The organism is Rhizobium sp. SVR5-9E, from assembly GCF_056755095.1.
Genome location: NZ_JBNDHS010000077.1, coordinates 17307 through 28959 on the forward strand (window position 1 = coordinate 17307; position 11653 = coordinate 28959).

14 protein-coding genes are annotated in these 11653 nt (G+C 60.0%); 13 read left to right on the forward strand and 1 reads right to left on the reverse strand.

The genetic code is table 11. The features are described from left to right. Positions 1 to 5: 5 nt before the first annotated feature. On the reverse strand, positions 6 to 434 hold the full coding sequence (locus tag ACPYOJ_RS26100) for a YcbK family protein (RefSeq protein ID WP_481418842.1): 429 nt from the start codon (positions 432 to 434) through the stop codon (positions 6 to 8). 286 nt (positions 435 to 720) lie between these two features. On the opposite strand from ACPYOJ_RS26100, the gene ACPYOJ_RS26105 reads away from it, so the two are divergent. The 13 genes from ACPYOJ_RS26105 to lnt form a co-directional block, all read left to right on the forward strand. Next, a complete protein-coding gene (locus ACPYOJ_RS26105; RefSeq protein WP_481418843.1) occupies positions 721 to 1125 on the forward strand; it encodes a VOC family protein in 405 nt (134 codons plus the stop codon). A gap of 88 nt (positions 1126 to 1213) precedes the next feature. Next, positions 1214 to 2278, forward strand: a complete 1065-nt coding sequence (gene trpS / locus ACPYOJ_RS26110) for a tryptophan--tRNA ligase (RefSeq protein ID WP_168828107.1) — start codon at positions 1214 to 1216, stop codon at positions 2276 to 2278. Between the two features lie 77 nt (positions 2279 to 2355). Next, complete coding sequence (locus tag ACPYOJ_RS26115) at positions 2356 to 2847, forward strand: universal stress protein (protein WP_168828106.1); 492 nt, start codon at positions 2356 to 2358, stop codon at positions 2845 to 2847. 127 nt (positions 2848 to 2974) lie between these two features. Then, positions 2975 to 3541, forward strand: a complete 567-nt coding sequence (locus tag ACPYOJ_RS26120; RefSeq protein WP_481418844.1) for a NifU family protein — start codon at positions 2975 to 2977, stop codon at positions 3539 to 3541. Between the two features lie 82 nt (positions 3542 to 3623). After that, positions 3624 to 4283 carry a tRNA (adenosine(37)-N6)-threonylcarbamoyltransferase complex dimerization subunit type 1 TsaB gene (gene tsaB, locus ACPYOJ_RS26125; RefSeq protein WP_481418845.1) on the forward strand — a complete coding sequence of 220 codons (660 nt, stop codon included), beginning with the start codon at positions 3624 to 3626 and terminating at the stop codon, positions 4281 to 4283. 2 nt (positions 4284 to 4285) lie between these two features. Further along, positions 4286 to 4780 (forward strand): GNAT family N-acetyltransferase, encoded by a 495-nt coding sequence (locus tag ACPYOJ_RS26130; RefSeq protein ID WP_481418846.1) that lies wholly within the window; start codon positions 4286 to 4288, stop codon positions 4778 to 4780. A gap of 37 nt (positions 4781 to 4817) precedes the next feature. Continuing rightward, on the forward strand, positions 4818 to 5246 hold the full coding sequence (locus tag ACPYOJ_RS26135) for a Fur family transcriptional regulator (RefSeq protein ID WP_481418847.1): 429 nt from the start codon (positions 4818 to 4820) through the stop codon (positions 5244 to 5246). Positions 5247 to 5276: 30 nt separating this feature from the next. Further along, complete coding sequence (gene olsA, locus ACPYOJ_RS26140) at positions 5277 to 6074, forward strand: lyso-ornithine lipid O-acyltransferase (protein WP_481418848.1); 798 nt, start codon at positions 5277 to 5279, stop codon at positions 6072 to 6074. Positions 6075 to 6123: 49 nt separating this feature from the next. Next, the gene (gene miaB, locus ACPYOJ_RS26145) at positions 6124 to 7545 is read left to right on the forward strand and encodes a tRNA (N6-isopentenyl adenosine(37)-C2)-methylthiotransferase MiaB (RefSeq protein WP_481418849.1); all 1422 of its coding nucleotides are present in this window, start codon (positions 6124 to 6126) and stop codon (positions 7543 to 7545) included. A gap of 18 nt (positions 7546 to 7563) precedes the next feature. Beyond that, positions 7564 to 8616, forward strand: coding sequence for a PhoH family protein (locus ACPYOJ_RS26150; protein ID WP_481418850.1), 1053 nt, complete (start codon positions 7564 to 7566; stop codon positions 8614 to 8616). Next, positions 8616 to 9131 carry an rRNA maturation RNase YbeY gene (gene ybeY, locus ACPYOJ_RS26155; RefSeq protein WP_481418851.1) on the forward strand — a complete coding sequence of 172 codons (516 nt, stop codon included), beginning with the start codon at positions 8616 to 8618 and terminating at the stop codon, positions 9129 to 9131. Before ACPYOJ_RS26150 ends, ybeY begins: the two co-directional genes overlap by 1 nt. Continuing rightward, positions 9128 to 10258 carry a hemolysin family protein gene (locus tag ACPYOJ_RS26160; protein ID WP_481418852.1) on the forward strand — a complete coding sequence of 377 codons (1131 nt, stop codon included), beginning with the start codon at positions 9128 to 9130 and terminating at the stop codon, positions 10256 to 10258. The genes ybeY and ACPYOJ_RS26160 overlap by 4 nt, the downstream gene beginning before the upstream one ends. Before the next feature lie 82 nt (positions 10259 to 10340). Further along, positions 10341 to 11653 (forward strand): apolipoprotein N-acyltransferase (lnt, locus tag ACPYOJ_RS26165; protein WP_481418853.1); only part of this gene is annotated, 1313 nt, incomplete at its 3' end.

The following is an 11653-nucleotide window of genomic DNA, read 5'->3' on the forward strand; positions in this document are numbered from 1 at the left end:
CGTTGTCAGCAATAGCTCCAGCGGCGCCTCGGCCCGACATCGACATGGACAATTCCGTTGCAGTATCGTCCTATGCCGCCGATCCCGGGTGCGGTCTGCGCTGCTGCGATGATCGCCCGTTCCGAAACGCCCGCCACACGGATATCGGCTGCGTTGCAATAGCGGTGCTGAGAATGCGCGCGGCCGGAACGCGGCCGGAAGCCGGATGTAACCACCGGTATTCGACCGGTCTTGGCCGCGATATGTGAGAGGATGGCTCTAAGCTGCGGCGGGAAGCAGCCGATTTTGACGCTAACGGTCTGAACCGTGTAAGCCAGGGATGCGGTGTGGTTGAAAGGTCTTACCTTGGTTTTTTTGCTGGTCTGCGCCTCCGCATTGACGCAGCAGGACAAGGTGAACAAGCCAGCAAGAACGAGTGATAAGGTCGTATGCATGACGTCCCCTCCAGGTAGAACTGCAGCTGATCATGCTGCGCTCTGGTTGGTGGCGAGAACGTTCATTCAAAAAGTGGCCATTTTGTGAAATTTTATACCTTCATATAAAATGAGATATCCTCATTTTCTTGCCCTCATTCAGCAGATGTAGCTAAAATTGAGTATAAATTACTCTCAACCTTTTGATGGAAATCAATGCGTTGGCACAACCTTGCATTAGAAGACGCTGTCCGTGGCTGGCAAGACGATGTAATGCAAAATAGCATCCCCAGCCGGAGCCTTATTGATGCCCCAATCTCTCTTCCTCGTTACGCTCGTCGTCGACGATTATGACCGCGCGAAGGCATTCTATTGCGGCGCGCTGGGTTTTGATTGCCTGCAGGACGAGGTGCAGCCCGAAGGCAAGCGCTGGGTGGTCGTTAAGCCCAGCGGTACTGCGGGTGCCGCATTCCTGCTTGCGCAAGCAGTGGGCGAACGGCAGAAGGCAGCGATTGGAAACCAGACCGGCGGCCGCGTAGGCTTCTTCCTGAAGACCGACGATTTCGACCAGGACTATGCCGCAATGCTTGCGAACGGGGTCACCTTCCTCGAAGCTCCACGTCACGAAGTTTACGGCACCGTGGCCGTGTTTGCGGATCCTTACGGCAACACCTTCGACCTCATTCAACACACCGCACCCGCCGCCTCTTGATTGCGGCCCTTTGCGCGTGCATAAGCCGCCGCGTTAGCAACATGACCCTTTGGGTCTGGGGCCCTCCACCAGCCTAATCGAGGACAACGTGACCGAATTCAAAAAGCTCGTATTTTCCGGCGTACAGCCGACCGGAAATCTCCATCTCGGAAACTATCTCGGCGCAATCCGCAAGTTCGTGGCGCTGCAGGAAGGCAACGATTGCATCTATTGCGTCGTCGACCTGCATTCGCTGACCGCGCAGCTCGTACACCAGGACTTGCCCGGCCAGATCCGCTCGATCGCCGCAGCTTTCATCGCCTCCGGCATCGATCCGGAGAAGCATATCGTCTTCAACCAGTCGGCCGTGCCGCAGCACGCCGAACTCGCCTGGATTTTCAACTGCGTCGCCCGCATCGGCTGGATGAACCGCATGACGCAGTTCAAGGACAAAGCCGGCAAGGACCGAGAGAACGCCTCGCTCGGCCTGCTCGCCTATCCTAGCCTGATGGCGGCCGACATTCTCGTTTATCGCGGCACGCATGTTCCGGTGGGTGACGATCAGAAGCAGCATCTCGAGCTTGCCCGCGATATCGCGATGAAGTTCAACCTCGACTATCAGGATCACATTCGTCGGGCCGGCCACGGCATCGACATCACCGTCGGCGACGAGCCCGTGCATGCCTACTTCCCGATGGTGGAGCCGCTGATCGATGGCCCTGCGCCGCGCGTCATGTCGCTTCGTGACGGCACCAAGAAGATGTCGAAGTCCGACCCCTCAGATCTCTCGCGCATCAACCTGATGGACGACGAAGACGCCATCTCAAAAAAGATCCGCAAAGCCAAGACCGATCCGGAGGGGCTGCCGAGCGAAGTGGAAGGCCTGAAGGGCCGGCCGGAAGCCGACAATCTCGTCGGCATCTATGCCGCCCTGGCCGATAAGTCGAAAGCCCAGGTGCTGTCGGAATTCGGCGGCCAGCAGTTCTCCGTCTTCAAGCCGGCGCTGATCGAGCTTGCAGTCCAGGTGCTGTCGCCGATCACACGAGAGATGCGCCGCCTGATGGACGATACGAGCCACATCGACGCCATCCTTCACAACGGCAACGAGCGGGCTCGCGCCCGCGCCGAAGCCACCATGAAGGATATACGCGACATCATCGGCTTCCTGTACTAGGCATGTCGCAGATAGCGAGCCTCCGTGCAAAAACGGGGGCTTGCAAATCTCCCGGCTAGGGTGTCAGAGTCCGGGCCATGGTATCAAAGCGACTCTCACGGCTGGAAGGTCATCGCCGCAAATTCATGGCGGTCATCGATGGCACACCCGAGTGCCAGTGCGCCGTGCATTATGCGGGCCGGCGCGCCAAGAATTCCAATGGCGGACTGGTGCTCGTCTATGTCATTCCCGAAGGCGATTTTCAGCAATGGCTGGGCGTTGAGGAGATCATGCGGGCCGAGGCCCGCGAAGAGGCCGAAGCCGTTGTCGCCAAATCAGCTCTGGTCGTCCGCGAAACGATCGGCATCGAACCGGAAATCGTGATCCGTGAGGGAAGTTCCGTCGCGGAGATCAATGCAGTGATCGAGGAAGACCGCGATATCGCAATCCTGGTGCTGGCCGCCAGTTCTGCCAAGGAAGGCCCAGGGCCACTGGTGTCGTCTGTTGTCGGAAAAGCTGCGGCCTTTCCAATTCCCGTTACCGTATTGCCCGATACGCTGACCAACGAGGAACTGGATGCGCTGGCCTAGCATACGGTGCTAAGGCAGCCTATTTCTGGAGTCTCGGGCTCTTGATTAGCGTGGCCAATCGGCCTATTTTCTTTTGAAGAATTCTAAAGACGGCCTGAGCAACGATCTGGCCCGCATGGAGAGCGAAATGTTCATTCAGACCGAAGCCACGCCGAACCCCGCCACCCAAAAGTTCCTGCCGGGTAAGGTCGTCATGGAAAGCGGCACGGCCGAATTCCGCAATGTCGAGGAAGCACAGGCTTCACCGCTCGCCGCCCGCCTTTTCGAAATCCCCGGCGTTACCGGCGTCTATTTCGGCTATGACTTCATCTCCGTTTCCAAAGAGAATCAGGAGTGGCAGCACCTGAAGCCCGCTATCCTCGGCTCCATCATGGAACACTTCATGTCTGGGAAGCCGGTGATGGGTGAAGCCTCCGCGCTTTCCGAAGAGCTCGATGCCGGCGGTGAATTCTTCGACGAGGCTGACGAGACCATCGTGCTCACCATCAAGGAACTGCTCGACACCCGCGTGCGTCCAGCAGTGGCCCAGGATGGCGGCGATATCACGTTCCGCGGTTTCAAGGATGGCAAGGTCTATCTCAACATGAAGGGCTCCTGCTCCGGCTGCCCCTCGTCTACGGCGACCCTGAAGCACGGCGTCCAGAACCTGCTTCGCCACTTCGTTCCCGAAGTGCAGGAAGTGATCGCAGCCTAAGGGCTTGCGCCGAAATTCAGCCGGCTCAGCATTACGGCGAGCTGGCTGATTTTATGGTGGCTTTTATTCGGAAATTGATGACATGATTGTTCTGGCGCTCGACACGGCGGGTGTGGATTGCGCTGCCGCTCTATACGACAGCGGCAAGGATACGGTGCTGGGGGAGGCATCGGACATGATCGGCAAGGGTCACGCCGAACATTTGATGGGAATCATCGACCGCGTGCTGAAGCAGGCGGATATGAAGCTCGCGATGGCTGAACGCGTTGCGGTCACCATCGGTCCAGGTTCCTTCACCGGCATTCGTGTCGGTGTCGCGGCGGCTCGGGGCTTTGCTCTTGCGCTCAATATTCCGGCTGTCGGCATCACGACGCTTGAAACCATGGCTGCCGCCCAGCGCGAGAAGACCCCCGGCAGCGCCGTTCTTGCCGCCATGGATGCCAAGCGCGGCGAAATTTATCTCCAGCGTTTTTCCGCCGACGGCGTGGCGCTTGACGAACCTCGTGCCGTGACGATCGAGGAGGCTCAATCTATCGCGGCAGCCTTCGACGGCGAGATCACCGGATCGGCGGCGCCGCTGCTGAGGCCGGACGCCGCTGGCGATCAAGCCAACAAGTTTCCCATCTCCATCGTGGCTCGCCTGGGCGCTGCCGCCGATCCTGGTTCTGGAAAGCCGAAGCCTCTTTATCTGCGCGGACCCGACGCCAAACCGCAGGCCGGGTTTGCGATCGCACGAGTGTGACCATGCTGGAATCCTATCTGACCCTTAAACCGGAATTCGAGATCCTCGCCATGGAAAGCGACGACTGCCATGCGGTTTCTACCCTGCACGGGGAGCGCTTTGCACGCCCCTGGGGAGACGGCGAGTTCTACGGTCTGCTCAGCCAGGACAACGTCTTCGGTTTCGTCGCGCGCCAGACGAACGCCTTTCTGAAAAAGCCGCTGCCGGGCTTCGTACTTGCCCGGGAGGTCGCTGGCGAGGCGGAAATTCTGACGATCGCCGTGCAGGCGAAGGTTGCCCGCGCCGGACTCGGCTGGAGGCTGATGCAGGCGGCGATGCGCGAAGCCAAGCTGCGCGGCGGCGAAAGCATTTTCCTGGAAGTCGATGACGGCAACGCTGCCGCTCTCGGACTGTATCGCAAGCTCGGCTTTGAGACGGTCGGCGAGCGCCGTGGATACTACAAGGACGCGAACGGTGCAGTTTCCACGGCGCTTGTCATGAAGCGCGTTCTTCGCTAGTTCCGTGAAGAACCGGAATTTCTAATGAAGGCCGCCAATGACGGACACAGCCAAGACCCTTGAGGAGCTTTGCACCGAGCGCGGCATGCGGATGACCGAGCAGCGCCGGGTGATTGCCCGCATCCTGGAAGAGTCGGCCGACCACCCGGATGTCGAGGAGCTGCACCGTCGCTCCGTGAAGGTCGATGCGAAGATTTCGATCTCGACCGTCTATCGCACAGTCAAGCTTTTTGAAGACGCCGGCATCATCGCCCGCCATGATTTCCGCGACGGCCGCTCGCGTTACGAGACAGTACCGGAAGAGCATCACGACCACCTGATAGACCTGAAGAACGGAGTGGTCATCGAGTTCCGTTCGCCGGAGATCGAAGCGCTGCAGGAGCGTATTGCCCGCGAACACGGCTTCCAGCTCGTGGACCATCGGCTGGAGCTTTACGGCATTCCGCTGAAGAAAGACGAACGCTGAACCGATGACCGGACCCGCGGGGAGTTGGAGTTGATCGTCTGGCTGCGTATCGCCTATGCCGCGATCGTCATCGTCGCCGCAAGCATCCTGCTGATGCCCTTCCAGCTTCTCAGTCTGCATTTCGACTGGAGGCTTCGGCGTACGCTCCCGCGCCTCTGGCATCGCGTTGCCTGCCACGGACTCGGCATTCGCGTGAAGGTCCACGGTGAGCTCGAGGGACGCAGGCCGCTGATGCTATGTGCCAATCACGCCTCCTGGATGGATATCATGGTCTTGTCGTCCATCGCCGATGTCGCTTTCATCGCCAAGATAGAGGTGCGTGACTGGCCGATCTTCGGACTGCTCGCCCGCCTGCAGAAAAGCGTCTTCATCGTTCGCGAAGAGAAGCGAAAGACCGGTGCCCAGGCAAGCGAGATTGCAAGCCGCATGGCCGCCGGCGAAATCGTCGTGCTCTTTCCGGAAGGCACGACTTCCGACGGCAATCGTCTGCTGGAGGTCAAATCCTCGCTCTTCGGGGCGGCCGCAATGGCCGTGCCCCACTCGCCGAACGGCTCAGTCTTCGTGCAACCGGTCGCGATCGCCTATACCAGAGTGCACGGTATTGCCATGGGCCGCTATCATCGGCCGCTGGCGAGCTGGCCCGGCGACGTGGAACTCGCGCCGCACCTCCTCGATATCGTAAAATGTGCCGCGTTGGATGCCGAAGTCACCTTCGGCGAGGCGGTCGAGTACCGTTCGGATTCGAGCCGAAAAGAGGTCAGCGCCACCATCGCACGTCGCATCCGCGCCATGCTCAACAGCCGTTTGCGCGGCCGCGAAATTGCCTGAGTCAAGATTTCCGTTTTCTACAGGGCAAAAAACCACTAAATAGCCCGCCATGACCCAAGACAGCGCCCTTCTTCCGGCCCCAGAGATTGCCCCCAGCGAGCGGCTCCGCGATGGCAGCAACAGCCGCAAGGTCTTCATCAAGACCTATGGCTGCCAGATGAATGTGTACGACTCGACGCGCATGAGCGATGCACTCGCCCGCGACGGCTATGAGCCTACCGAGGACATGGAAGAGGCCGACCTCGTCCTCCTGAACACTTGCCACATCCGCGAAAAGGCGGCCGAAAAGGTCTATTCGGCGCTGGGCCGTTTGCGCGAGATGAAAAAGAAAAAGGCTGCCAGCGGGCGCGAGATGATGATCGGCGTTGCCGGCTGCGTCGCCCAGGCAGAGGGCGAGGAAATTCTTCGCCGCGCGCCCGCCGTCGACGTTGTCATCGGCCCGCAGACCTATCACCGCCTGCCGGAAGCCCTGCGGCGCGCGAAGGACGGCCATCGCGTCGTCGACACCGAATATGCGCTGGAAGACAAATTCGAGCATCTGCCGCTTGCCGAAGCCAAGAAGATTCGCGCGCGCGGAGTGACGTCGTTCCTGACCGTTCAGGAAGGCTGCGACAAGTTCTGCACCTTCTGTGTCGTTCCTTATACCCGTGGTTCGGAGGTCTCCCGGCCGGTCAGCCAGATTCTCGAGGAGGCACAAAAACTTGTGGACGGCGGCGTGCGCGAAATCACGCTGCTCGGGCAAAACGTCAACGCCTGGCATGGCGCCGGCCCCAATGGCGAAGAGTGGAGCCTTGGCGACCTTCTCTACCGGCTTGCGGACATCCCAGGCCTTGCCCGGCTCCGCTACACCACCAGCCATCCGCGCGATATGGACGACCGCCTGATCGAGGCGCATCGCGATCTGCGGGCGCTGATGCCCTACCTGCATCTGCCCGTGCAGTCCGGTTCGGACCGCATCCTGAAAGCCATGAACCGCCGCCATACCGCGGCTGAATATATGACGCTGATCGACCGCATCCGCGCTGCCCGCCCCGATATCGCGCTATCCGGCGATTTCATCGTTGGCTTCCCAGGGGAGACAGACGAGGATTTTGAAGCTACACTGCGTCTGGTGGAGGAGGTGCGCTATGCGCAGGCTTTCTCCTTCAAATACTCGACACGGCCGGGTACGCCCGGTGCGGAAATGAAGGACCAGGTGCCGGAAGAGATCAAGGCAGAACGGCTAGAGCGCCTGCAGGCGCTTCTTCTGAGGCAAACGCAGGAGTTCAACGAATCCTGCGTCGGCAAGACGATTGATCTGCTGCTTGAAAAGCCGGGCCGGCTGCCGGGACAGATTATCGGTCGTTCCCCGTGGCTTCAGTCAGTGAATGTTGATGCAAAAGCATCGCAAATCGGTGACATTATCAATGTGCGAATCACCGGAACCGGAACTAACAGCCTGTTTGCCGAGTTTGCAGAGGCTGAGGTCTAACCTAAGGAGCTCGACCGCTTGAAGGGACAAGAATTGGTTTCTTCTTCACCGCGCCACCCACGCATAGCGAGCGACGCCAATCACTTCGTCCTAACGTTCGAGAACAACCGGTTCGCCAGTGAGCTATTTGGTCAATTCGACCAGAACCTGAAGCTTCTCGAAGAGCGGCTCAATATCGATGCGCGCGCGCGGGGCAACTCCGTCGTTATTACAGGTGATGTCGTCACCACCAATCAAGCACGACGCACCCTCGACTACCTCTATGAAAAGCTCCAGAAAGGCGGCAGCGTGGAACGATCCGACGTGGAGGGCGCAATCCGCATGGCGGTTGCTGCCGACGATCAGTTGAGCCTGCCGACCATGGAGAAAAAAGCCAAGCTGACGATGGCGCAGATTTCGACGCGCAGGAAGACGATCGTTGCGCGGACGCCGACGCAGGATGCCTATATACGAGCCATGGAACGGGCCGAGCTGGTTTTCGGCGTCGGACCTGCCGGAACCGGCAAGACCTATCTCGCCGTTGCGCATGCCGCCCAGCTCCTGGAGCGCGGAGCCGTCGAGAAGATCATTCTTTCCCGCCCAGCCGTCGAAGCCGGCGAGCGCCTTGGCTTTCTGCCGGGCGACATGAAGGAGAAAGTCGACCCCTATCTCCGACCGCTCTATGATGCGCTCTACGACATGATCCCGGGTGACAAGGTCGAGCGCGCGATCACGGCAGGCGTCATCGAAATCGCCCCGCTCGCATTCATGCGCGGTCGAACGCTGTCGAACGCAGCGATCATCCTCGACGAAGCGCAAAACACGACATCCATGCAGATGAAGATGTTCCTGACGCGTCTTGGCGAGAATTCACGCATGATGGTGACCGGCGATCCGAGCCAGATCGACCTACCGCGCGGGGTGAGGTCCGGACTTGTCGAGGCGCTGCAGCTGCTGGAGGACGTGGAAGGAATTTCGACGATCCGCTTCAAGGATGTCGATGTCGTGCGCCATCCGCTCGTCGGACGGATTGTCAGGGCTTATGACGCCACCTATGCAACACGGCCGGAAGATGCCGGCCCGCAGGTCTGATGGCCGAGCTCGATATCCAGATTAGCATCGAGGAGGGCGACTGGCCCTCCGAAGATGAGCTTCAGGCGTTGGCGGAGCGCGTGCTCGAAACGGCGGCGAGCTTTCTCAAGAGCAATGAGAAGCAGAAGTTTCCGAAGACGGGGACCGAGCTTTCGCTCGTGTTCACGGATGACGAATCCATCCGCGCGATCAACGCCGAATGGCGCAAGAAGGACAAGGCGACCAATGTCCTCTCCTTCCCAGCCTTTCCGGTGACGCCGGGAAAGATGCCAGGACCGATGCTTGGTGATATCATCATCGCCAAGGAAACCGTCGAACGGGAAGCACGAGAGCTCGAAAAGCCGTTCGAAGACCATCTGACGCATTTGATGGTACATGGTTTCTTGCATCTCTTCGGCTACGACCATATGGATAGTGACGAAGCCGAAATTATGGAGGGGTTAGAGACTCGCATTTTGGCGGTACTCGGCCTATCTGACCCATACGAGGGTCAAGACCTAAAAATGGAACCATGAGCGACTTTACGACGAAACCCGCGGCAGAAGCCAAGGACGCCGATCAATCCTCCTCCTCAGATGAGGCGGGCAGTAGTAGCAGGCAATCCGGACGATCCTTCTGGGCGCGCGCCGCCCGCATCCTTCGCCCGCAGCAGGGCTCGCGCATTCGCGAAGATCTCGCCGACGCGCTTATGACGTCGGACACCGGCGACGATGCCTTTTCGCCAGACGAGCGGGCAATGCTCCATAACATCCTCCGCTTCCGCGAGGTGCGCGTCGCAGACGTGATGGTGCCCCGGGCCGATATCGAGGCTGTCGATCAGAACATAACCATCGGCGAACTGATGATTCTCTTCGAGGAATCCGGACGTTCCCGTATGCCGGTCTACGCCGAGACGCTCGACGATCCGCGCGGCATGGTGCATATCCGCGACCTTCTTTCCTATGTCGCCAAGCAGGCGCGCAACAAGCGCCGCGCGGGAGCGAAGACACCCAAAGGGCCGGACCCGCTTGTCGAGATCGCCCCGGAAAACATTCAGAAGCCGGCGCGCTCGGCGAAGCCGAATTTCGATCTCGCCCGCGTCGACTTGCAGAAGACGCTCGCCGAGGCCGGCATCATCCGCAAGATTCTTTTCGTGCCACCATCTATGCTTGCATCCGATCTGCTTCGCCGCATGCAGGTGAACCGCACGCAGATGGCGCTCGTCATCGACGAATATGGCGGCACCGACGGGCTCGCTTCGCACGAGGACATCGTCGAGATGGTCGTCGGCGATATCGACGACGAGCATGACGACGAGGAGGTCATGTTCAAGCGTATTTCTGAAGACGTCTTCGTGGCGGACGCACGCGTCGAGCTGGAGGAGATCGCGGAGGCTATCGGCCCGGATTTCGACATCAGCGAGCAGGTCGACGAAGTCGATACGCTGGGCGGCCTGATCTTCTCCGCCCTCGGCCGCATTCCGGTGCGAGGCGAAGTCGTACAAGCACTGCCCGACTTCGAATTCCACATTCTCGAGGCCGATCCGCGCCGCATCAAGCGGGTGCGCATCACCCGCAAGCGCCAAGCGATCCGTCGCCGCGTCAAGGCCGACGGCGACGGCGCGACCGGACTAACGGACGACCGGCCCACCGAATCGACGTAGAGCTGATTTCCGCAGGACGACAAAACGCGCCTTTTTTGAAAGACTGCGAGCCGGGTTGATTCGCGGCTTGAACGGAGCGCGCATGGAGCGGTTTGCGGACAAGGTTATCCTGGTCTGGGGTTTCAAAAGAGCATTGCTGGCGGTCCTTGCCGGCACGTTTGCGGTTCTGGCGCTGCCGCCAATCGGCTTCTTCGCCGCAATGTTTATTTCATTCACGCTCCTCGTCTGGTTGATCGACGGCGCGGCCGCCTCTCCCGAGGCAAGTTTTCTAGGCCGCCTCTGGCCCTCATTCGCGATCGGCTGGCTTTTCGGCTTCGGCTATTTCGTCGCAGGCCTCTGGTGGCTTGGCCACGCCCTGTTGATCGATTCGGAAGAATTTGCCTGGGCGCTGCCGCTGGCGATCCTCGGTTTGCCGGCAGTGCTTGCGATATATTACGGCTTCGCCGCAGCCATCGCCTGCATCTTCTGGTCGGACGGAATGGGCCGCATCGCTGCGCTTGCCGCAAGCTTCGGCCTCTTCGAATGGCTGCGGAGCGTGACATTCACCGGCTTTCCCTGGAACGCGATCGGCTACGGCATGATGCCCATGCCGCTCATGATGCAATCCGCACATGTCATCGGCACCATGGGTGTGACCGCGCTTGCCGTCTTTGTCTTCGCAGCACCTGCGCTTCTTGGAACGCGGCAGGGTGCCGCATGGGGCGTGGGGCTGGCGGCGCTGCTCTTTGCGGCGCATCTCGGTTATGGCGCCTATGCGCTGTACGTCGCCCCCAAGGCTAGCCCCCTGCCGGAAGAAAAGCGGCCCGTGATCCGGCTCGTGCAGCCGATGATCGACCAGGCCGCGAAGATGGATTCGGATGCGGACCGGTCGGCGATCTTCGAGGCTCATCTGAAGCTTTCCGTCGCGCCTCCTCAAAGTGGTGGCAGGAGGCCGGACATCATCGTCTGGCCGGAGACGGCGATCCCCTTCATTCTCACCGACAATCAGGACGCGCTCACCCGGATCGCCGACACACTGGACGACAATCAGATTCTGATTGCAGGCGCGGTGCGGGCCGAAGAAATGGGGCCCGGAAACCCGGTGCGATACTACAATTCGATCATCGTGATCGACGGGCGGGGCCAGATCGTCGCCGCTTCGGACAAAGTGCACCTCGTTCCGTTCGGCGAATATCTGCCTTTCGAAAATTTCCTCAACGAGCTCGGTATCCAGAATATCGTCGAAATGCCCGGAGGCTTTTCTGCCGCGGCCACACGTCATCTCCTGGAACTGCCGACGGGACTGAAACTCTATCCCCTGGTCTGCTACGAGATCATCTTTCCGGATGAGATGACCGGCGACATTGCCGAAGCGGGCGCGATCCTGAACATCACGAACGACGCATGGTTCGGCAA